Genomic DNA, 23,185 nt, shown 5'->3' with positions numbered 1-23,185 from the left:
CTATGGATACCAAAGAGATACTTACCCGGGTTAGAGAAGATAATGTCAGGTTCATTTCTCTCCAATTTGTGGACGTGGTTGGAACTGTTAAGAGCGTAGACATCCCCGTTGAACAATTAGAAGGAGCGCTTGAAAACGGGGTCTGGTTCGATGGCTCTTCAGTCGAGGGTTTCGCCCGAATTCAAGAAAGCGACATGCACTTACATGTTGATCCAGATACCTACGCCGTTCTACCTTGGACACCCACCGATATGCGTCGCGCACGTTTCTTCTGTGATATTTATCAACCCGATGGCACACCCTTCCCTGGCGATCCACGTGGTACGTTAAAGCGCATCTTGGCAAAATTACGTGAAGAGCGTGGATGGGTGTACAACGTTGGTCCTGAACCGGAATTTTTCCTTTTTCGTCGCAATGGTCCCGAAACCATTCGTCCGGTCCCACATGACGTTGTTGGGTATTTTGATTTTTCCTCCGATGATGAGGCTGTGCGAGTACGCACCGAACTGATGGCGGCCCTGAAAAGCATGGGGTTAGAAGTTGAAGTTGGACATCATGAGGTGGCTTTAGGACAGCATGAGATTGATTTTCGCTTTGCGGATGCGCTACGCACCGCTGACAATGTTCTCACCCTCAAATACACTGTCAAGGCGATTGCCGCCCAACATGGATTAATCGCTTCGTTCATGCCCAAACCTATTTTTGGGATTAACGGCTCAGGGATGCACTGCCACCAATCACTGTTCGACTTGCAGGGAAATAATCTCTTCTTTGATCCCAACGATGAATTTCATCTCTCATCGGTGGCCTATGGTTTTATCGCCGGGCAACTTGCCCATGCGCGCGCTTTAGCGGCTATTGTTGCCCCCACGGTTAATTCCTATAAGCGACTAGTTCCTGGTTATGAGGCACCGGTCTATATTTGCTGGGCACAAATCAATCGTTCCGCGCTCATTCGGATTCCTCGCTATACCGCCGGACAGCACAAAGCCACTCGGGCCGAGTTGCGTTTCCCTGATCCCTCGGCTAATCCTTATCTGGCATTCACCGCCATGCTCGTCGCAGGGCTGGATGGCATAGATAGCCAAACTCCCTGTCCCCCCCCTCTCAACAACGTCAATGTCTACGAATTAAATCACGAAGAAAGGGAAGAAATGGGAATCCGCGAACTGCCTGGCTCTCTCTATGAAGCCCTCCAGGAACTTGATCGGGATGAGGTTATTAAAGGTGCCTTTGACCCCATATTGTATCAGGCATATCGCCGCGCCAAGTTAACCGAGTGGGACGAATTCCGTATCCAGGTGACCGACTGGGAACTGGCACGCTTCCTGGAAACCGTATAAGATCTTAAATTCGATACCATCAAAAAATTGAGGGTGCGAAGGTCATGCGCACCCTCAACTATTTTCTTTTACTTACTTCCCCCAGGTATTAACTTCTAGAAGACTCGGCAGGTTGCTCTTGAAGCGAAGGTTCTTTTACCTCATCTGCCCGCCGAAACGTGGGTTTCGTATCGCCTTCCTGATAATCCACGATAATCTTATCCCCAACCCGGAACTGGCCGGAGAGGATGCTCACTGAAAGCGGACTCTCGATGTATTTCTGAATCGCTCGCCTCAAAGGTCGAGCCCCAAAACTTGGATCGTACCCAATCTCTGCCAACCAACGCCGTGCTGCTGGAGTGAGTTCAACATCCAACCCGTGTTCTAATAACCGCTGACGCACCTCTTTCATCTGAAGATCCACAATCTTATACATGTGCTCCTGTGTCAGCGGCGAGAACATGATGATCTCATCAATTCGGTTGAGAAACTCGGGCCGGAAGGTGCTCTTGAGCGCTTTCTGAATTTTTTCCTGATTCAACCGATCTTCATCATTGTGACTTTCGGGCAAAAAGCCCAGTGTGCCACCCCGCCGCACAAATTCAGTGCCGAGATTGCTGGTCATTATGAGCACGGTGTTGCGGAAATCAACCACGTGGCCCTGCCCATCTGTCAGGCGACCCTCGTCCAAAATCTGCAGCAGAGCATTCCACACTTCAGGATGAGCCTTCTCAATTTCATCGAAGAGTATCACCCGGTAAGGTCGCCGTCGCACGGCTTCGGTTAACTGGCCACCTTCCTCATAGCCGACATAGCCCGGTGGAGCACCGAAAAGGCGCGATACGGTATGCTGTTCTCGATATTCACTCATATCCAGGCGTACCAGGGCATCTTCATCGCCAAACAGAAACTCAGCTAATGCCTTGGCCAATTCGGTTTTCCCAACGCCGGAAGGGCCAATGAAGATGAAAGACCCAATCGGACGACGGGGATCTTTAAGCCCGGCCCGGGCACGGCGGATGGCATCGGCAATGGCTTTGATCGCTTCTTCCTGTCCAATAACCCGTTCGGACAGCCGTTCCTCCATGTGCACCAACCGATCCGCTTCCGATTCCATCATTTGGCTGACCGGGATTCCCGTCCACTGAGCCACAACCTCGGCAATATCGTTCACATCCACCACTTCATCCAGCTTGTGTTCGGCTTCCCATTGATCTCGCAACATTTCAAACTGTTCCTGCAGGCGTAACCGTTCCGCCTTCTTGCGCGCCGCACGTTCATAATCTCGCTCTAGCCCAGCCTGTTCCTCCTCAGCCTGAAGACGGTCAATTTCGGATTTCATTTTCTTCAACTCCGGAGGAAGCGAATACAAGGCCACTCGCAATTTTGCGGCGGCTTCATCAATAAGATCAATGGCCTTGTCTGGCAAATGGCGTTCGGTCACATATTGAGCCGAAAGACGCGCGGCCGCTACCAAAGCCTCATCGGAAAAACGCACCTTATGATGTGCCTCATACCGATCACGCAAGCCGCGTAACATCTCAATCGTTTCCTCAATCGAGGGTTCGTCCACATAGACGGGAGCAAAACGACGCTCTAGCGCTGCATCTTTCTCAATATACTTGTGGTACTCATCCAGAGTGGTCGCCCCAATGCATTGCAGTTCTCCCCGTGCTAATGCCGGCTTGAGCATGTTCGAGGCATCCATAGCGCCCTGAGCCGCTCCGGCCCCAACTACGGTGTGGAGTTCATCAATAAATAGAATAATCTCGCCCTCGGAACGTTGAACTTCTTCGATTGCGGCCTTTAAACGTTCCTCGAATTCGCCACGGAAGCGGCTTCCGGCAATCATTGCCCCCAGATCGAGTTGCACTACCCGCTTACCCATTAAGATTTCCGGCACATCGTTTGCCGCAATTTTCTGGGCTAGACCTTCCACAATGGCCGTTTTACCCACACCGGCTTCACCGATCAAAACCGGATTGTTTTTGGTACGGCGGGAGAGAATCTGCATCACCCGTAAGATTTCCTGGTCACGCCCGATCACCGGATCCAGTTTACCCTCGCGTGCTAATGCGGTCAAATCCCGCGAGTACTTCTCCAATGTTCGATAACGCGTCTCGGCCTGCGGATCTGTCACCCGCTGTCCCCCGCGAATCTGCATGATGGCATCTAAGACACGCTCGCGGGTAATTCCAGCCCCCTCCAGCAAACGCGCCGCGGGTGTATTGCGTTCACTCAGGATGGCCAAAAAGATGTGCTCCGTAGAGATATACTCATCTTTAAGCCGATTGGCCTCTTCGTTGGCCTGGTCAATTATGCGTTTCACCCGAGGCGTGATAAAAATTTGGCCCGCTCCACCCCCAAAAATGCTGGCTTTAGGGCTGGTGCGTAAGATATAATCCAGGCGGTCTGCCAGCATGCTGGCATCCACCTTAAGAATTTCTAAAATTTGTGGGATCACACCCTGCGGCTGTTCAATCAGCGCTAACAGAATGTGCTCGGTGTCAATCTGGTTATGGCCATAGCGCTGAATAATCTCAGCCGCGCGCTGCGCCGCTTCTTGGGCTCGTTCGGTAAATCGGTCAAATCGCATCATAGGCGTAACATCCTTCTAATAGCCAGAGTAAAATTGTCCTGAGAGGATTATAGCACCTCTCGATTAACAAAATAGAAGCCTTGCATAAGAAATTTATATACGAAACAAACGATAAACGAGGGGGTTGACTGGAGCAGGAGTAAAATACCCTTATGATCGGAAGCATGAACAACGAGAGAACTCACCTTCGCCCTCTGCGCTTACCCCAGGATACTCAAGCCGTTGCTGATTTAATTGAGATCTGCTTTGCCGATACCATGGACCCCGATGGCTGGGAATATTTGAGGCGCATGCGTGCTTGGGGAGCCCTACCCAATGGAAGCCCCGGTCCTTCCATGAGTGGTTTTGTTTGGGAAGAGGATGGGCGTATTGTAGGCAATTTGGAGATCATTCTTCCCAAGACAACTTCACGTTATCCGCTTATCGTCAATGTTGCTGTTCACCCCAACTACCGACGTCGCGGCATTGCCCGCCGTCTGACGGAAAAGGCCATCCACTATTTAAAATCCTGGAACTATCCTGCCGTTTGGCTACAAGTTCGCGCCGATAATCTTGCAGCGCTACGCCTTTATGAAAGATTGGGCTTTCAAGAGCGTGCTCGGCGCACTACATGGGTCACTAATCCCTCGACCATATCGCAAACAAACTTTTCTTTCTCATCCATTAGACCACGCCGTGCCCATGAGTGGCCTTTGCATTCTACGTGGTTAAACCACATTTATCCCGAACAGGTCGCATGGAATCTACCGTTGGATTTTGAGCGCTTTCGACCCCGCTTTCTCAATGCCTTGCGCAATCTACTAGGGGAATTACCTTTATGGCATTTTACAGCGTTCGAGCAGCAGGAGTATCTTGGATTCTGCACCTGGGAAGCCACATCTCATTACGCCGATTGGTTATGGATTGCCCCTAACCCTCAAAAAACACCCCAAGCGCTATGTGTATTGCTTCCTTCAATGCGCCAGAAATTTGGTCGGCGGCGTCCTCTATCCATTAATTTTCCGGCGGGTGAATTTGATGAAACTTTTTTAGACTGCGGATTTTACCCCCAACAAACACTCATTTGGATGGAATTACCCTTATAATCACCCCAGAAAACTTTTTTGGAGGAAATGGCAATGAAACGTTTCATTGTTCGCTTGCTGGTGACCGCCTTAGCCTTTTATGTCGCCGTCGCCCTGCTCAGCCCCCAATATATCCAGCCCTCATCCGATAACTGGTTGAGCTTTATTTGGTTAGCATTGATCTTTGGTATTATCAATGCCGTCGTCCGTCCCATCCTGGTGGTTTTAGGTTGCCCTTTTATCATCCTGACCTTAGGGCTTGGAATTCTGGTGATCAATACGGCTTTGTTCGCCCTAGCCGGCTGGGTTGGGAACCAATTTGGAGTTGGCTTTACGGTCAGTGGGTTTTGGGGCGCCTTCCTCGGCTCGTTGATCGTCAGCCTTATTCTCTTTGTTAGTCAGTTCTTTATCGAGGACATGCGCAAAAAGTAAACCCTCTAGAAGGGGGTTCACAACTGTTCATTTATCCAGCACATCAGCCAGGCATTGGATGGTTGCGGTTTCTGGATCAGAATGGGATACTGGTTTTTCTTTTTCATTTATCGTTAGAGCCGCATCCCACGTCCAGGTATAAAGATCCGACAAGACGCGATAAGCAGTCAGGTCAAGGTGTAAAGGGGTCACAGACACGTAACCCTCTGTCAAAGCCCCTACGTCCGTCCCTGGTTCTGGCACACCTGTTGGAATATCCCCGCCAATCCAATAATACGGCTTACCGCGCGGATCAATCCGTTCATCCAAACGATTATGATAAACGCGCAATCCCTGCCGGGTCACTCGAATACCCCGAATTTTGTCAACAGGTAGGGCCGGGACATTTACGTTCAATAAGATGTCTGATGAAATACCATATTTGAGGACTTGAGCCACAATCTTAAAGGCAAATTGAGCCGCCGGTTGGTAGTCTACGGTAGTCCTGCCATTTTCATAAACCTCTAGCGAAAATGCCACCGCCGGCACTCCAGCAATAACCGCTTCCATGGCAGCGGTTACTGTGCCGGAGTAAGTAACATCATGTCCAAGATTGGCGCCCTGATTGATTCCCGATACGACCAAGTCTATGGGTTTTTTGAAGAACCCCAGAAGTGCTAAGGACACGCAGTCAGAGGGTGCACCATCGCTGGCGTAGGCCAAAGCACCATCTATCAACCGGTACTCTCTAACCCGCAAAGGGCGATCAAGAGTCTTTACATGTCCTCCCCCTGACCAATTGCGTTCTGGTGCTAAAACACTTACCTCCCCTAGAGGTTGCATAGCCTGAACAAGAGCCAATAACCCTGGCGCAAACACACCGTCGTCATTGGTTACTAATATATGGGGACGTTTTCGACTTTGCTCACTCATCTTATATTTACCTCTTTACTCAATAGCATACCCTTAAAGCCTTAACGCCCCTTTGAGGGGGTGTTAAGGCTAAATAAACGAATAGATAAAATTTGATCAAAAAGTTAGGTGGTCAAACTCACAAGGTTTGATCAGGGCAACACAAAACGTAAAAGCACATGGTTCCCGGCATCGCTGACCCAAACTCGCCCCTGGGAATCCACTGCTATTCCGGAAGGTAGACCAAAACCATCCGTGCCCGTGCTGTAGTCCCCCCATCCCCGCACAAAATTGCCCTGTGCATCAAATTCGAGCACTCGATAACCCTCAGGGTCCGTTACAAACACATGCCCTAAGGGAGATATTGAAATAAAAGGTTTATTGTCGAGCGATTGACCATACCACCCCGAAATCTCCCATTCGCGAACCGGGATAAAGAGGTTATTTGAAAAATCAGGCGTAATGACTTGGACGCGTTGATTCCAGGTATCTGCTATGTAAATGTTTCCTTCCGTATCCACGTCAATACCTACCGGTTCATCAAACTTGCCGGCTTCTACCCCTGCACCGCCAAATTGGGCAATATACTGTCCCTCTGACGTGAAGATGACAACTCGCTTATTTCCTGTATCTGTTACGTAGACTCGTCCTTGTGCATCCACAGCCACATCCCGTGGCCCCCAGAAAGCATCAGGACGCTCAGCCTGGCCAAAATAACCCCACATAGTTACGAATTGACCGTCCGAGGTGAACTTTTGAATGCGGTGATTCCAGGTATCAGCAACGTAAACGCTCCCGTCCGGTCCAACAGCTACACCCCAAGGCTCATTGAACGTGCCACCCGGTGCTTCTCCGGTAGAACTATCCGCAAAACTTCCCCAAACCTGCAAAACCTCACCTCTCGCGCTAAGATGCTGAATGCGATGGTTACGCGAATCGGCGACATAAATTGAACCATCTGGTGCAATGGCAATGCCTCTCGGATTCTGGAACTGCCCAGGCTGATTTCCTGCCAAACCTACTTGTCCTATTACCAGGTCTGGCGTAAGTTGCACCATTCCCTTTTGATAGGGGTCCACCTCGACCGTAGGAACCTGCTCTGGCAGTACCCCATAATTCCACATCTGAGCCACAACATCCTTGCGGACATAAAATCGCAATTTAGCGCTTGGTTCCCATTTCTCCAATGTCAGGTTCTGATTTCCGGTTAATTGCGCGTAAGCCGTATAATCCCGGTTTAGCCAGATCTGGAAAACTGCAGCGCGCATCTTGGGATCGCGGATAGCCCCCCAAATACGATCCCAAGTTAGGTTGTAGTAATCCTGCATGGGCCACCACAGGCGCATATACTCAAACTGAACAAATTCACCTTTGGTAATCGCATCCAACTTGCTCCAATTGGCACTGTTACCTGCGATGATGATTGGCACATCGCGCAAATCCCGCGTGGGGTTATCTGCAAAATAGCGTTTGTTGGGATAATCCCGGAAATACCACCAGTAGGGATAAAGGGCATCATTATCATAAGCGACCTGAATATCCAATCCACGCGTAAGACGACGTGAGATTTCTTCTACCTGCGCCAGGATCTCTTTAGGTCCGCTGGCTGCATGAGCATAAACCAGAAATTCTTTTGCCGTATCATAGTTGATATAAGCTGCCGTTGCCGCGGTTCGAAAGGTAAGCACCCCTAAGAAACCAAAGGTATAAAAGACAATTAACTTGATCCAATCAACCTTGCGCCAACCGCGGAAAACGTAAAATATTCCCCATCCACTTAGTAAAGCCGTCACACTTGCAAATAAAAATGTCGTTGTCACCTGAAGGTATTCCAACGTATAACCGCTAAAAGGCACCACCGGTCCGAGCCATGCCATAAGTGCCCCGACAATTGCGCTAAGAAAAACTGGTATTAGTAATAAGCCCACCCATGCGCTACTCTGCTTCAAAAGTGACCAAGGTATACGATCTACTAACGCCCCTAATCCCCATCCTGCACTTAGTAACAAGGGCAGAGCAATATGAACGGTCAGCCAAGGCATCTTTTCGCCCGCCAGAGAATAAGCCCCTAGACTGGTTATTCCCCAAAAGACCAACAAACCAAGAACAGGTAGTCTTTCCTCGACGGGTGGTTTTGTAAATTCAACCTTTTCAACATCTTCAGAAACCTTGGGAACCTGATTTACATCTAAAGTTAATTGCGGATTTTCAGTAAAAGGTACTTCAATTGTTATAGGGGAGTCCCCTGGCAACTGGCTGAAACGGTGATACCGCCAACCGAAGTAAATCGCAAGCAGTGTTCCCAGTGCCGCGACATATTCATACATGGGAATTTGCAAAAAGGCGTAATAATACCACGGTTGTGTACCCCGATTTACTCCCTGTTGCTCTAACCAGTATCCAAGTGAACCCACAATTCCTGTAAAGAATCCAAATCCATTGGTAAACACCGTGGTGTAGAGCACAGTAAATATGCCATAAAATAGAACGAAATTCGTTAACCAAAGCCGCGGTTTCCACACCAGGCCTATGCTCAAAGCGACCAAGGTTAAAATCAGTAACACAATGCCACTACGCAGAATCCCTACCGATGAGTAATCCAGGGGATTCCAATTTTGCCCTAAAAGTACCCCAAAAATCTTGACCGGAAAGGCCGTCAATTGAGGCAAAATCAACGTACCGATCAAGAGAAGCATATCCAGGCTTCGTTCTTGCTTCAAAAATTCCCATCCCACCTCGCGCAGCAAAATAACTCCGGCCATACCCCCTAAAACCACCGCCACTACCGCTAAACCGGCTTCGATGATCTGAAGCGGGTTTACCCCACCCGCCTCTGCTGGCACACCAGAACGATTCGCAATGGCATTCCACCCGGCTAAAACGATTGCCAGAACGAGGACAAACAAAGCCCCGGCTAGAGCCAAATTAAACAAAAAGTGTTTGCGTGCTTCCGGCCAGGGGAAGCGTACACTTCTTAACATGAATAGGATTGCCAAGAAGAGAAGCAATTGGGCGGTATAAATAAAGGCTGTTTCTTTGGTCGCAAACTGTAACGCAGTTACTACAGTTAAAATGTATAGCCAACGTCTTTCCCCGGCTTCCAGGTATTTTAAAACCGCAAGTAAGGTGACACCCCCCCAAAAGGCAACAAACGCCTCATTGCGCGTGTAACGGCCATAAAAAAGCATATAAGGGGAGATCAGAAAGAGAACCCCTGCAATGATGGCACCATTTCGTCCGAGATAACGTCGGAACCCCAATATCACCGTCATAATGGTTGCCACGCTAAAAAGGGCCGCCGGTATACGGGACGTAAAATCATTATCTCCAAACAAGAAATAGGAAAGAGCAACGACATGAAACTGAAAAGGCCCATGGGTAATCGGATCATGCCGATACCCCCTCCCCATGTAGAGTTCCCAAGAAGGGACAACGTGATTAACCTCATCATGACTCATCACCCGGTCACCCAGATGGTAAAAACGTGTGAAGAGAGCCAAACCCAGAATTACAATTATTAGAAGCGTCTCCCAACGGATTTTGGGGAAGGCTTTCCATACCGGCCGGTCTAACCAGTGAACATTGTCAGTAGGTTGAGCGTTCATCTTTGTGCGATCCTCAGATTGCAGGTTTGAGGTAGAATTCCAAAGTAGGTCTACATATGGCTGCCCAAACTAGCGAAATTATACTCTCATCTACTTCCTAAATCCCACCTATCCCGATGACCACTCACTTTCTATTCACGCCTTTTCTACCTGACGCCTATTGGGTTATCCCTGATAAGTTTCTCGCCGGTGAATATCCGGGTGACCTAGATCTCAATCGCGCGCAGCAACGCCTAATTGCCTTGTTGGATATAGGGATTCGGGAATTCATAGACCTGACCTGGGAGGGTGAGCTCGAGCCTTATCATAATCTGCTTTATCAAGAAGCCAAGAAGAGAAACTTTGAAGTAGGCTACACTCGCTATCCAATCCCTGACCTCGGTATACCTACCCGAGTTACAATGCGAGCAATTCTTGATCATATAGACCATGTGATCTCAAACGGAAAAAGGCTATACGTACACTGCTGGGGCGGGGTTGGTCGCACCGGAACCGTGGTGGGCTGTTACCTGGTACGCCATGGCCTTAGCGGACCTGCAGCCCTCGAACGTTTGCAAATCCTTCGCCGAGAAACCGCAAAGTGGTGGCGTTCTTCACCAGAAACTGATGAGCAACGGGCGATGATACTCTCATGGCAAATTGGGGAATAAATAGGAAAACGCTCATGATCTCCATTCTCCCATTCCAACCAGAAGATTGCGAAGAAGCTATCGCATTGTGGAAAACGAGTCCTGGGGTTGGCTTAAGTCATACCGACACCCCCCAATCCTTAGCCCATTTTCTAGAACGCAATCCAGGCCTGAATTGGATTGCGAAAGACAAAAGTAAAGTTGTAGGTACATTGCTATGTGGTTTCGATGGACGGCGCGCTTATTTGTATCATGTAGCGGTCCATCCCGAATATCGCCGTCAAGGCATTGGCTCAGCCTTAGTAACCCGTTGTCTAGATGCCCTAAAAAATATGGGGGTCGAGAAAGCCCATCTTTTCGTCTATACGGACAACACTGATGGGATTGCATTCTGGACATCCCTCGGCTGGTATCCCCGCAATGAACTTCTCATCATGTCTTACAATCTCTAAACCTGACATTCAACAATCCACTCCATTGCAACCCCAAAAAGGTTGAATAGGTTAATCTCGTTTGAGAACCAACCCATTCACCTAGTGGTTCCTCACCTCAAGCACCCAAAAACAAATCCCCTGCCGGGTGATTCAAGCAGGGGCTACGTCATATTGGTTCATACCTTTTCAGTCGGGGCGCCCGGATTTGAACCGGGGACCTCTGCGACCCGAACGCAGCGCTCTAGCCGGGCTGAGCCACGCCCCGTGGATTGATTATGATTATACCGCAAATACTCTAAACCGCAACCTTTTTCCCTCGTTTTTGGGTAAATAGATTCACCACTAATCGAACATAAGTGCTATAATGTAAGCAACCCTGTTTAGGCGAGTACGCTTATAATTATTCCATCCATTGTGAGAGGAGATATATTGATATGCCGCGCAAACCTGTTCCCCCCGCTCAGCCCCTTCCCAGTCACTCTGACTCCAATCCGGGTATGGACGAGGCTAAACGTGCCGTTTTGGATAAGGCATTGAGCGAGATTATTAAGCGCTATGGAGACGGCGCTATTATGCGCATGGGTGAAGCCCAGCACTTAACCGTGGAAGTCATCCCAACGGGCTCCCTGTCACTTGATATCGCATTGGGTGTGGGAGGAATCCCACGCGGGCGGATCACTGAAATCTTTGGCCCTGAAGCCTCGGGAAAGACGACCTTATGCCTGCATCTGGTCGCCGAAACCCAACGTATGGGCGGCACAGCGGCTTACATTGACATGGAACATGCGCTAGATCCCAGTTATGCCGCACGGGTGGGTGTCAATATTGAGGATCTGCTCATTTCACAGCCCGATACTGGCGAGCAGGCATTGGAAATTGCTGAAACACTGGTGCGCTCCGGTGCAGTAGACCTGGTCGTCATTGACTCAGTAGCCGCTTTGGTTCCCCGCTCCGAAATTGAAGGGGATATGGGCGATGCGACCATGGGAATGCAAGCCCGCCTTATGTCCCAGGCACTGCGTAAACTTTCTGGCGCCATTAACCAAACAAAAACGGCGGTGGTGTTTACCAATCAGTTGCGCCAAAAAATCGGCGTTATGTTCGGCAATCCTGAAACCACTCCTGGAGGGTTAGCCCTGAAATTCTATGCGTCAGTGCGCTTAGATATCCGCCGCATCCAATCCATTAAAGTTGGCGCCGAGGTAATCGGCAACCGTGTCCGCGCTCGTGTCGTTAAAAACAAAGTGGCGCCACCTTTCCGAACCGCCGAGTTCGACATCATGTACAACGAGGGTATCTCCAAGTTTGGTGATATTCTTGATTTGGCTACTGAATACGGCATTATCCAGAAACGCGGTGCCTTTTATTCCTACGGCGACATGCGCATCGGTCAAGGACGTGAGAACGCCAAAGAATTCTTACGCCAAAATAGCGAATTATGCCAAGAGATCGAGATCGCCATCCGTCAACGGGCTCTGAGCGGTGAGATTCCACTATCTTTGGCAGGCGGGGCCGAGGAAGCTGACCTTGAGGAATTGTGAACACTAACAGTCATCCGAGACGGTTTCGATGCCCAACCTCCACCGGCTCTACCTGTTGTTAGCCCTCCTGGGCGGGATTCTAACAGGTTGCAAAAACCTTGCACCGCAACGTTCCGTCGTTGATTATTCTCTCTCAACCCCATTCATTCCGCCCATCATTCCGACCAATCCAGCCCAATTGAACAATCCCGCTATCGAGCCAACACCAACAAGTCAATGCGAAAACAATCTCTCATTTATCAGCGATCTTACCATCCCTGATGGATCACAAGTCCCAGCCAATGCCATCATTGATAAAAGATGGGAAGTCATCAATAGCGGGACCTGTGATTGGGATCACCGCTACCATTTGCGTCTAATTGCTGGCTCCCTTCTAGGCGCGAACGCTTCTGAACAACCGCTTTTTCCCGCCCGCAGTGGTGGCCGTGCCGTATTGCGGATTTTCTTTCAGGCCCCATCCGAAGAAGGACGCTATCGTAGTGCCTGGCAGGCGTTTGATCCTAACGACCTTCCTTTCGGTGATCCTATTTTCATTGACATTGAGGTCGTTTCCGCACCTCCAACACCATAATAAAAAGCCTCTGCACTTAAATTACATAAGTGCAGAGGCTTTTTTTCGTTTCAGAGGATTGAATTAGGTTCCTTCCTCCCATGAACTCAAATAGGCTATTTGTTGTGGTGTCAATGTATCAATTTCAACTCCCATAGCCGCCAGTTTTAGTCGAGCGATTTCACGATCAATTTCTTCAGGCACGCTATACACTTTTCGTTCCATTTTTGCTGCGTTCTTAACCAGATACTCCAGGCTCAGCGCTTGATTCGCAAAGGACATGTCCATCACACTAGCCGGATGGCCCTCTGCTGCTGCCAGATTTATTAAGCGCCCTTCACCCAGCAAAAAGATCGAACGCCCATCCTTTAATTCATATTGCTCGACAAATGGACGCACAAGCCGTTTATTAACTGCCATTTCCTCAAGCGCAGGAATATTGATCTCCACATTGAAGTGACCCGAATTCGCCAATACAGCGCCATCTTTCATCACTTCGAGATGATGCCGATCAATGACGTTAATGTCCCCGGTTACAGTACAAAAGATATCGCCAATCTTGGCAGCCTCAATCATTGGCATCACCCGGTAACCATCCATAACGGCTTCTAGGGCTTTGAGCGGATCCACCTCAGTTACGATCACATTGGCACCCATACCGCGCGCTCGCATAGCCAAGCCGCGACCACACCAACCGTAACCAGCAACCACGAAGTTCTTTCCAGCCAAAAGGATATTTGTTGCCCGGATAATCCCATCAATCGTAGATTGCCCCGTGCCATAGCGGTTATCAAATAAATGCTTGGTCAAAGCATCATTGACCGCAATAATGGGATAAGCCAATGCCCCATCCGCCGCCATTGCGCGCAATCGAATGACACCGGTTGTGGTTTCCTCGGTTCCACCGATAATGTTGTCCAGCAAATCCCGCCGCTCTTTATGCAATGTGCTTACGAGATCAGCCCCATCGTCCATGGTTAGGTGAGGTTTGTGATCCAGCGCCGCATGAATGTGTTTGTAATACACAACATTGTCCTCGCCCTTAATAGCAAAGACGGGAATTTCGTAATGGGTGACCAAGCAGGCCGCAACATCATCTTGAGTTGAGAGGGGATTCGAAGCCGTAAGGACAATATCCGCCCCTCCAACCTGAAGGGTATGCATAAGGTTGGCCGTTTCTGTGGTGACGTGAAGACAGGCTGAGATGCGTAATCCTTTGAGAGGTTGTTCCTTTGCAAACCGCTCACGGATTGAGGCCAATACCGGCATTTCGCGGGCCGCCCATTCAATGCGCCGACGTCCCCCCTCAGCAAGTTTCAAATCCTTAACATCGTATTTGATCATGTATTCCTCCGCGTCATATTAATAGAATCTTCAAGCAGGATGACCAACGCATCATTATCCCCAAAGTTTTGGCGAAAGCGCTGGACAAATTCCTCACGGGTAAAGGCGTGGCTTTGAGGACCTTTTCGTTCCAGGCAGTATGCCGCTGCCAGAGCCCCCATTTGCCCACACGTCATCCAATCCAACCCAAGTTGAAAGCCACGAATAAATCCGGCGCGAAAGGCATCCCCCACACCGGTTGGATCCGCAATGTGAGTGGGTTTAACCGCTTGAATCCGAAATTCCTTACCCTCAGCATAAATAACAGCGCCCTTTGCCCCCAAGGTTACCACGACTAAAGGAACGCTCGCGCAAATGGCCGCGGCGGTTAATCCGGTGTGTTTTTGGAGCAGTTCAAACTCATACTCATTGACAAAGAGTCCAAAGGCTCCTTCCACACCGCGGCGTAATTCTTCGCCACTGACGCGCACAACCTGTTGGCTGGGATCATAGAAATACCGCACTCCCAACGCCTTACATTCCTCAACATAGCGATCCATAGCTACCGGATCGTTAGGCGAGATAATCACCAAATCCGGAATCCCTTCTCTGAATTCCATAAGGCTGAAATCACGCGCATAGGTCATTGCACCCGGGTAAAATGAACAGATCTGATTGTTGTCCAAATCGGTATTGGCAAAAAATGAGGCGGTAAATACCCCGGGGACAACCCGAATATAACGCGTATCCACACCAACGCTCTCCAAAAACTGACGATACTCCTCAAAATCCTCCCCTACAGTACCGAAAACAATGGGACGATCCCCCAACAGAGCCATGGTGTAGGCGATATTCGTAGCTACACCCCCCCGTTGGCGTACCATCGAATCTACCAGAAAAGAAAGACTAATGGAATCCAACCGATCAGGCACAATGTGTTCGCGGAAATGGCCCGGAAACGTCATTAGATAATCGTAGGCGATTGAACCAGTGCAAATGGTTTTCATCTTCTCACGGTTAGGCGAAAAAATTTTGATTGCCCACTGTCTTAGGCGTGGCAATTATACCCCATTTAGGTTCATAGTATTATGAATGCCACTGTTATAGAACAGGCTTATGGAATGAGGGTTTGCGGATCAGCGGATAGGGAGTAAAATCCAAACACCTAATAAATCCTCACCGGGGAGAGGAACGATGATCACCATTTATCGCAGCCGAGAAGGTGTTCTTGAAACTGTTCCCGACATTGTTAGCGGATGTTGGATAAACGTAATTGATCCCACCAGTGATGAGATTGAAAGACTGGTTTGTGAAGGGATTCCCCAGGATTTTCTCACTTATCCACTTGATTTAGATGAACGCTCTCGCACCGAACGGGAAGACGATGGCAAGATGCTCATCCTGCTTCGTATTCCTTATTTCCAAAGCCAAATGGTGGATGTGCCCTATATTACAATCCCACTGGGAATCATTCTTACCGACCAATTTATTGTTACCGTATGCCGATACCCCAATGAGGTGATCAATGAATTCACCTCAAGTCGCATTCGCCATCTTTCCACTGCTAAACGGATCCGCTTTGTGTTGCGCATTTTGCTAAGCACCGCCAATCTCTACCTTGCTTACTTGCGCGAGATAAACCGCACCGTTGAAGCGGTCGAAGACCAATTACAACTATCTATGCAAAATCGCGAAGTAATGGAACTCTTAAAATATCAAAAAAGCCTGGTTTACTTCACCACCGCCCTAAAATCCAATGAACTTTTACTCGAACGCCTACAACGAGCGCAATTGTTTCGCATGTACCCCGATGACGAAGATTTGCTTGAAGATGTCATCACTGAAAACCAGCAAGCCATCGAAATGGCGAACATCTCCAGCAGCATTCTCACCAGTATGATGGATGCCTTTGCTTCGATTATCTCGAATAACCTCAATGTTGTAATGAAATTCCTCACTTCAGTGACAATTCTACTCAATCTTCCAGTTATTGTTACTGGGTTTTACGGTATGAATGTAGATCTCCCCCTTCAAGAGTATGCATTCGCCTGGCAAGTCATTTTAGTTATCTGCGTTGCCATGATCGCAATCACAGCAATTTATTTCTCCCGCAGGCGCTGGTTTTAGAAGTTACTCCGATAAATCTTTTCCAGGTGAATTCTGACTGATTACTGGTGAATTCTGACTGATTACTTGTGTGAAATTATTCGGCATGTTGATTCGAAAGCAAAGCATCTTTCAAAAAAATAAACCCCTGATCGGGAACCTAATATCCTTATGTTTACCCAGTGAAGAAAGTGGTGTTGAAGCCATTTCGAACCCACTTTAAGTCCGCGGAAGGGTTCGGTTTTAGTGCGCCTGCCTGGAAATAGATTTTATTGCGGGTGCGAACCCTACATGCCTTGGAGACCTTAAAGAAATTTTCTAAAAGGATGAAACCAACACCTCAGGGGATGCTGAAGGCAACCGCCTTACTTATTCATCCCAGGTAGATAGATATTAGCCACCGCATAATTGAGAAGGAAAAAGCAGGTGAAAACTTTGTGGGCGGAACGGGACTCGAACCCATGACCTCCTCCTTGTAAGGGAGGCGCTCTAACCTACTGAGCTATCCGCCCAATAGCGCTTCCAATTATAACTCAATTTCAAGGATCAAGCCTGCTACCCATCGCTTAGATCCGCCACGTAATCGCCCACCAAGTTCTCAAAGTGAGCCTGCAAGGGACGCAGAAAGTTTTCTTCCCACCATTTCAACACATTTTGAACCTCACTCAAATCCACGCCATGATGCCAAACTCGAAACAGGCTACCGGTGCAGGTGGGTTCAATGCGGATTTCGACCTGCGAGGCATGTGAAGAGGTTTTGCCACGAATCTGCCAGGTCATCTCCAAATGGTTATAAGGAACTAAACGACGGAATATTCCTGTGACCTCTCCGCCGAGCAGCCACAAATTCCCTCCAACTTGAGGGACGATGCGCGCTGGTTGACGGGTAATTTTGGCGAACTCAAAACCATCTAACCAAGCCCGAAACACTCGTTCCGGATACACTGGCACTTCAACCGCTAACTCAATGGTTGCAAACATTGTACACCGTCCTTTATGACCTTTAACTATTTGTCTCCTAAAACTATGGATTAGCCAAAGGAAGCGAAAAGAAGAAAGTACTTCCTCGGTTAACCTCGCTCTCAGCCCAAATCCTTCCGCCATGAGCCTCAACGGTATGACGCGCGATTGAAAGGCCCAAACCCGTTCCACCTCCCGAACGTGACTGATCGGCTTTGTAGAAACGCTCAAAGATGCGGGGTAAAGCCTCAGGACTAATCCCTACACCAGTATCTTTTACGTAAAAAACAACCTCACCATCTCGACGCTGAGCCCCAAGTTCAATCCGGCCACCAGGTGGTGTGAATTTAATGGCATTGTGGAGCAAATTAATCAATACTTGTTCAATTCGTTCCCGATCTGCCAACACCATTGGTAATTCGGGATTTGTTAGTACTTCTAAGGTTAACCCTACCCGTTCGGCTTGTAAGCGCATGCGAGATGCTGCATTTTCCAATAGGACCGATGGAGAAATCGGTTGCCGATTAAGCGGCACTTTACCCGATTCAATGCGTGAAAGTTCCAGCAACTCCCGTACCAATTGGGTCATATTATCAATTTCCTTATCCATTTGCTCTAGGAAACGCCGCGCCATGAGAGGATCTTCCAATGCCCCTTCTTGCAACGTCTCGGTGAGTGCTTTCAATGTTGCCAGTGGAGTACGTAATTCGTGGGAAACATTGCTGATAAAATCTCTACGCACCGTTTCTAATCGCCTCACTCGGGTTAAATCCTGAATAACCAAAAGCACGTTACCTTTTAGTGTTCCCCCGAGTGGTGTTGCTATCGCCTGGACAAACGAACGATTGGGTGTCATTTCCAAGGTCAAATTGTACTGGCGATCGTTGTTGAGAGATTTTTGCCACAGATCCACTAATTGATGGTGGCGCACGACCTCAATCAACGATTTTCCTACCGATCCTCCCGGACGGCCCTCAAAAAGCCGTTCTGCAGCCGGATTCATTAAGCGCACCTTGCCCTCGGCATCAACAATCACGACCCCATCTGTCATATATTCCAAAACTGCGTCAAACTGAACTCGTTCCGTGGCCAAAGCCTCAATCTGAGAACGCAATTCGTTGGCCATAGTCGAAAATGCTTGAGCCAATAAGCCAATCTCGTCCTTTCGGCTCTGAATCGAATCTAGGGAGGTTTCGTTGCCTTGCCAATTGCGAATGCGTTCCGTGAGATATTGCAGTGGTCCGGTAACCCATCTCGAGACGAGAAGCGTTACCCCTAGCGCAGTGATCACCATTACCCCACCCAGTAGGACCATTAAATATGTGATTGATTTAAGGGCTTGATCTGCCTCATCCAAAAAAATGGCTACACGCAAATACTCGATCGTTAAGGCATTCGCACCGTTCCGCAATGGAATGGTGACTATTCCTAACCATCCCAGTGAACTGTTGACAAACTTAACCCCCGCTTCATCTGAAATAGCGCCAGATTGGACAATAGCACGCACACGATCAACCCTTGGAAAGGTCCATGATTCCCCCCATCCTTCCACCTTTATGACGCCATTTGGATCGCAAATAGCCCCCCATGCCTCCATAGAACGGGAGAATTCCAATAGAGCGGATTGAGTCTTTTCCTGATTCCCTTCTCGTCGCAGATCCTCTAACTGACGAGCGAATATCTGCGCTTGGGATAGCAAATATCTTTCGTGCTGCTGTAACAACAGATGTTCAAATGATAATCGTACGGTTATCCCCCCAACCGCTGCCACTAAGATTGCCCAAGCCATAACAGGCAGCGTAATTCGCCAAATCAATGATGGACGCATCTAACCCTCAAAACGATATCCTGCTCCTCGTACCGTTACAATTCGGCGCGGGTTGGCGGGGTCAGGTTCGATCTTTTCCCGCAACCATCGAATATGAACATCCACGGTGCGAGAATCTCCAATGTATTCCCATCCCCAAACTCGCTCAAGAATCTGCTCTCGAGTAAGTACCTGCCCCCGGTGCTGGGCTAAATAAAGCAAAAGATCATACTCTTTGGGCTTCAGCGGGAGCGGATGACCATCTAACAGGGCTTCACGGCGCGCATTATTAATCACCAGATTTCCATGTTGGATAACTGGTTGTGGAGATTCAACTTGACCATGTCCCACACCAATCTCTTCCCGCACCATTCGTACGCGACGCAAAAGAGCCTTTACCCGCGCTAGTAATTCGCGCATTGAAAAGGGTTTAGTTAAGTAATCATCAGCGCCCACTTCCAGACCAACCACCCGGTCAATCTCATCATCCCGTGCCGTCAACATGAGCACCGGTGTGGTCATCTCCTGGCGCAAAATGCGACAAACCTCAAACCCGTCCATTCCCGGTAACATAATATCCAGGATGATAAGATCAGGGCGAATACGGCGCGCAACATTCAAAGCAGCCTGTCCATCACCCGCCAATTCGACATCATAGCCTTGACGACGCAGGTTATAGGCAAGTGCCTCCTGTAACGTTGTCTCATCCTCAACAATCAAAATTTTCTCACCCATCCTTCGCCACCTCCTCAAAAATTTTCATCATTCGCCATGCCATTTGATCGCGGCGAAAATTCTCTTCGATACAATGGCGTCCTGCCATACCCATTCGCTTAGTTAATTCCCTATTCTCAGCCAAATATAAAATGGCTTTCGCCAGAGCCTGCGCATCGCCCGGCGGAACAGCGATACCCGCACCCGCTTCTTCCACAACCTGGCGAACAACGCCATCAATTGCTAGGACCACCGCTCGTCCCGCTGCCATGTAATCAAACACCTTATTGGGATAAGTAGTTTTATAAACCTCTAACGGCTTAAGAATAGCAACGCAGACATCGGCTGCTGCTAATACTTCAGGCATCTCACGTTTGGAAAAGGGAGGGAGAAATAACACGTTTTTCAGGCCTTTCGCCTCAGTCTCGCGCATCAGGGCTGATTTCTCCTTCCCGTCACCCACAAACACAAATCGAATCTGAGGATGATCACGCAGAAAGTCAGCTGCGTCCAACACTACCCCCAGATCGTTTGAAAGCCCATGAGCCCCAGCATAGAGAACCACAAAGGACTGGTCTAGGCCATAACGGCGACGAAAACTTTCACCGCTAAGGGTTGGATCGAACATTTGAGGGTCTGCACCATTGGGCACCAATTCAACCCACTTAGCCCCGCGAGTTTGAACATGAGAGATAAATCCGGGTGAATTTACCACCACTCGTTTAGCCCGACGATAGAGAAACCGTTCCAATCCCTCGGAGGCTTTAATAAGCACGGGATTGCGCAGAACCCCCACCGCGACAGCAAACTCGGGCCACAAATCCCGCACCTCAAAAATGAAAGGCACTCGTTTAAAAAATGCCAATAGCCAAGCTGTCGCGGCTTGAAAAATAGGGGGAGAAGTTCCCCACACCACATTTACGTCAGGTACACCTAACCCAACCCAAAACGATGAGATCATAAAACTCATGAACGCCAATGTGCGATGAAAGAAACTGCGGTGAAACGCCGGATAGGTATAACATCGCAAAATGGTTAAGCCGGGTTCAATTTCCCTTCGACTAACCCAGCGCCTTTCGGAAGGATTAGGCTTTCCACTTAGATAGTTAACCGGGCTGGCAATCACAGTAACCCGATGTCCTCGGGCAACCAAATAACGCGCCATCTCCTCGTGGCGAGTCCCACCCGGTTCATTCAAAGAAGCATAGGCTTGATGGATTAATAAAATATGCATCAGACCTTATTTTAACAATTTCCCGCTCTCTCAACCACAATTGAGGTCACAATCTTGCATGGCACTGCGTCTTTCCAGGTCAGCAAAAGCGATAAAGCAGGAACACGATGATAATAAGTGGGAGAATACCAGCCTAAGCACTCAAAATTACCCGCCGGGCCAAAAATGGCTTTTCCTTGGCGTATAAGCCGAACGGTTATGGGGACAAAGGTTACGTTGTCCCCGTCAAAATTCCAGCACAGCCTCATCTCTAATCCGAATTGGGAATATTTGATCTTCAATTGTGTAATATCAATTTCCCATTCCCCATCACGTATCAGCCAGTGTAATTCAAATTGATGTTGTTGCTGTGCTGATCCCCTTCTATTCACCGGTAAGATCTCATCTGTAACCTCCCATTGTCCTTCTCCCAACCACACCAATGAACGACGGTGCACCACGCCAAATCTTGTATACCCATCATGAAAAGCCGTCCAACGCTGCTCCGGAACGGAAAGGTGTCCGAGAAATCGCACTTTCCCGCCCTTGCTCCAAAGAAACTTGCTCAAGTGTTGTAGTTGATCTTGACCATCAACCACTAACGTATTATGGACCAGCGTCCTTGCCAGACCGTTATTCCAGGGAGAGGGAAGGTTGTAGGCATAGGTTCCTGCATCAAGTAGCAAGTTAATCCCATGAGACCACAAATCCACGTGGAGAAAATCAGCATGAGCGATGCGTCCCTTGCATGAACCTCCATACATCATAGCCCAAGATGATTGCCCCGATGGTTTAACAATCCCCGGTGATAAGGTGATACGGGGGAAGTCTTGAGAAGGGCCTTCTTTTACCCCTAACCACAAACTGAGTTCATCCCATGGACCAGAGGGCAAGGGACGCCCTTGTCCAAAACATTGACCTGCAGCCTGCAATGTGGGGCGATAATCTATAAAACTACGACTGCCAAAAGGCAAGATATTACTCCCATCATTATGCCCGTAGTTTGGCACTCCTCCAGACCGTGCATCCATCCGTTCCCAAAGCCAATGCACTGCCATTTTCAACCGTTCCCGTGTTAGATCAGGTAGGTCACATCCCTCAATTGCGGAGGCACGGACGAAAAGTAAAGCAAGTTGAAGCATCAAGCGATGGTAGTTATGGCTATTTTGGACATAACAGCCCGATGAAGTTATTTGATGCTGAAAAGCCCAATTCAGCCAGCGCCAGCCAATATCTCGCCACCGTTTAGATTCTGGCCACTCGGGCAACAAAACACCTACCAGATACAACCCCAAGGCTTCGCTTATCAAATGATTATTGTTCTGGGCACGAGCGTAGATAAACGTTGGTGGAATGCGTCGGGCATGGGTAAGAATGGAGGAGATGAGAAAGCGCCGATCCTCGTTTAACCAAGAGGATGAAGATTGGAATACCTGCAGGACAAACAATAAGGCAGGGATGCGTAAAGCCACTTCTTGACCCGAAGCCCAGTTTGGTCCATATCCCGGTGGGTTAGCCTGTAAAAAGCGCTTAAGATGGCTCAAACAGGTTTGGGCATACCGCTCTTCCCGGCTCAAGATGTAAGCCCGTCCCAGGGTAAAGACCCATCCCAACCGTGCTGGTTCCCATACCATTTTGATATCCTCACCCGCCAAATTGTCCCGATAAACATCCCAAGGCTTCAGTGGGCAGGGAGGATCTAAAACCAAAGGTGCAGGGTCACCGCCAAAGGGGCGAAACATTCCCTGGCAAATCTCGTCCGCTAATGCTAAAACCCTGTCAGTTTCTTCAGCGCCTAAAAGGTTTTTCAAGTGGTCTGGAGAGGGAATAACAAATAACTCCCCCCTTAATTCTGGAACCTTATCAGGATCAACCCCAAGATTTTGAGTGACTCGTCGCCACCACCCTACCTTCAACCCTAACCGATAGATGAGAAAAAGGGCAACCTGACCAGCCCCTACGGTCATGAGTGTTTTCCAGACCTTTTCCCACGGG

General features: G+C 48.9%; 18 protein-coding genes and 2 tRNA genes. 8 read left to right on the top strand and 12 right to left on the bottom strand.

Annotated features, from left to right (window positions below; translation table 11 throughout):
• Window positions 1-2: 2 nt before the first annotated feature.
• Window positions 3-1,343 carry a type I glutamate--ammonia ligase gene (gene glnA / locus QYE77_RS01370; protein WP_315623524.1) on the top strand — a complete coding sequence of 447 codons (1,341 nt, stop codon included), beginning with the start codon at window positions 3-5 and terminating at the stop codon, window positions 1,341-1,343.
• Window positions 1,344-1,431: 88 nt separating this feature from the next.
• Here the strand turns inward: glnA and QYE77_RS01365 are convergent, their stop codons facing one another.
• Window positions 1,432-3,918 carry an ATP-dependent Clp protease ATP-binding subunit gene (locus tag QYE77_RS01365; protein ID WP_399389872.1) on the bottom strand — a complete coding sequence of 829 codons (2,487 nt, stop codon included), beginning with the start codon at window positions 3,916-3,918 and terminating at the stop codon, window positions 1,432-1,434.
• Window positions 3,919-4,085: 167 nt separating this feature from the next.
• Here QYE77_RS01365 and QYE77_RS01360 point away from each other — a divergent pair, with 167 nt between their 5' ends.
• A complete protein-coding gene (locus QYE77_RS01360) occupies window positions 4,086-5,006 on the top strand; it encodes a GNAT family N-acetyltransferase (RefSeq protein ID WP_315623520.1) in 921 nt (306 codons plus the stop codon).
• 33 nt (window positions 5,007-5,039) lie between these two features.
• Complete coding sequence (locus QYE77_RS01355; RefSeq protein ID WP_315623518.1) at window positions 5,040-5,417, top strand: phage holin family protein; 378 nt, start codon at window positions 5,040-5,042, stop codon at window positions 5,415-5,417.
• Window positions 5,418-5,444: 27 nt separating this feature from the next.
• Here QYE77_RS01355 and surE read toward each other — a convergent pair whose 3' ends face one another.
• Both surE and QYE77_RS01345 read right to left on the bottom strand, forming a co-directional pair.
• Complete coding sequence (gene surE / locus QYE77_RS01350) at window positions 5,445-6,329, bottom strand: 5'/3'-nucleotidase SurE (protein ID WP_315623516.1); 885 nt, start codon at window positions 6,327-6,329, stop codon at window positions 5,445-5,447.
• A 131-nt stretch (window positions 6,330-6,460) separates the two neighbouring features.
• The gene (locus QYE77_RS01345) at window positions 6,461-9,913 is read right to left on the bottom strand and encodes a flippase activity-associated protein Agl23 (RefSeq protein ID WP_315623515.1); all 3,453 of its coding nucleotides are present in this window, start codon (window positions 9,911-9,913) and stop codon (window positions 6,461-6,463) included.
• Window positions 9,914-10,029: 116 nt separating this feature from the next.
• On the opposite strand from QYE77_RS01345, the gene QYE77_RS01340 reads away from it, so the two are divergent.
• The gene (locus QYE77_RS01340; RefSeq protein ID WP_315623514.1) at window positions 10,030-10,563 is read left to right on the top strand and encodes a protein-tyrosine phosphatase family protein; all 534 of its coding nucleotides are present in this window, start codon (window positions 10,030-10,032) and stop codon (window positions 10,561-10,563) included.
• Window positions 10,564-10,577: 14 nt separating this feature from the next.
• A complete protein-coding gene (locus QYE77_RS01335; RefSeq protein ID WP_315623513.1) occupies window positions 10,578-10,994 on the top strand; it encodes a GNAT family N-acetyltransferase in 417 nt (138 codons plus the stop codon).
• A gap of 172 nt (window positions 10,995-11,166) precedes the next feature.
• Here QYE77_RS01335 and QYE77_RS01330 read toward each other — a convergent pair.
• Window positions 11,167-11,241, bottom strand: a tRNA-Pro gene (locus QYE77_RS01330).
• Window positions 11,242-11,473: 232 nt separating this feature from the next.
• On the opposite strand from QYE77_RS01330, the gene recA reads away from it, so the two are divergent.
• Both recA and QYE77_RS01320 read left to right on the top strand, forming a co-directional pair.
• Window positions 11,474-12,517 carry a recombinase RecA gene (recA, locus tag QYE77_RS01325; protein WP_399389869.1) on the top strand — a complete coding sequence of 348 codons (1,044 nt, stop codon included), beginning with the start codon at window positions 11,474-11,476 and terminating at the stop codon, window positions 12,515-12,517.
• A 28-nt stretch (window positions 12,518-12,545) separates the two neighbouring features.
• Complete coding sequence (locus QYE77_RS01320; protein WP_315623509.1) at window positions 12,546-13,088, top strand: NBR1-Ig-like domain-containing protein; 543 nt, start codon at window positions 12,546-12,548, stop codon at window positions 13,086-13,088.
• 63 nt (window positions 13,089-13,151) lie between these two features.
• Here the strand turns inward: QYE77_RS01320 and ahcY are convergent, their stop codons facing one another.
• Window positions 13,152-14,411, bottom strand: coding sequence for an adenosylhomocysteinase (gene ahcY / locus QYE77_RS01315; RefSeq protein ID WP_315623507.1), 1,260 nt, complete (start codon window positions 14,409-14,411; stop codon window positions 13,152-13,154).
• Complete coding sequence (locus tag QYE77_RS01310; protein ID WP_315623505.1) at window positions 14,408-15,397, bottom strand: carbohydrate kinase family protein; 990 nt, start codon at window positions 15,395-15,397, stop codon at window positions 14,408-14,410. Before QYE77_RS01310 ends, ahcY begins: the two co-directional genes overlap by 4 nt.
• 187 nt (window positions 15,398-15,584) lie before the next feature.
• On the opposite strand from QYE77_RS01310, the gene QYE77_RS01305 reads away from it, so the two are divergent.
• A complete protein-coding gene (locus QYE77_RS01305; RefSeq protein WP_315623503.1) occupies window positions 15,585-16,517 on the top strand; it encodes a magnesium transporter CorA family protein in 933 nt (310 codons plus the stop codon).
• 417 nt (window positions 16,518-16,934) lie between these two features.
• On the opposite strand, the gene QYE77_RS01300 is transcribed toward QYE77_RS01305, so the two are convergent.
• The 6 genes from QYE77_RS01300 to QYE77_RS01275 all read right to left on the bottom strand — a co-directional run bounded on the left by QYE77_RS01300 (window position 16,935) and on the right by QYE77_RS01275 (window position 23,157).
• A tRNA-Val gene (locus QYE77_RS01300) sits at window positions 16,935-17,008 on the bottom strand.
• A gap of 43 nt (window positions 17,009-17,051) precedes the next feature.
• Entirely contained in the window at window positions 17,052-17,477 is a 426-nt protein-coding gene (locus QYE77_RS01295) for an SRPBCC domain-containing protein (RefSeq protein ID WP_315623501.1), read from the bottom strand.
• 43 nt (window positions 17,478-17,520) lie between these two features.
• The gene (locus QYE77_RS01290) at window positions 17,521-19,284 is read right to left on the bottom strand and encodes a sensor histidine kinase (protein WP_315623499.1); all 1,764 of its coding nucleotides are present in this window, start codon (window positions 19,282-19,284) and stop codon (window positions 17,521-17,523) included.
• Entirely contained in the window at window positions 19,285-19,998 is a 714-nt protein-coding gene (locus tag QYE77_RS01285; RefSeq protein ID WP_315623497.1) for a response regulator transcription factor, read from the bottom strand.
• Entirely contained in the window at window positions 19,991-21,211 is a 1,221-nt protein-coding gene (locus QYE77_RS01280; protein ID WP_315623495.1) for a glycosyltransferase family 4 protein, read from the bottom strand. The genes QYE77_RS01285 and QYE77_RS01280 overlap by 8 nt, the downstream gene beginning before the upstream one ends.
• Before the next feature lie 11 nt (window positions 21,212-21,222).
• Window positions 21,223-23,157 (bottom strand): alginate lyase family protein, encoded by a 1,935-nt coding sequence (locus tag QYE77_RS01275; RefSeq protein WP_315623492.1) that lies wholly within the window; start codon window positions 23,155-23,157, stop codon window positions 21,223-21,225.
• Window positions 23,158-23,185 lie beyond the last annotated feature (28 nt).

The organism is Thermanaerothrix solaris, assembly GCF_032334255.1.
Taxonomy (GTDB): Bacteria; Chloroflexota; Anaerolineae; order Anaerolineales; family Anaerolineaceae; genus Thermanaerothrix; species Thermanaerothrix solaris.
This window is presented reverse-complemented; position numbering and strand designations above follow the sequence as displayed.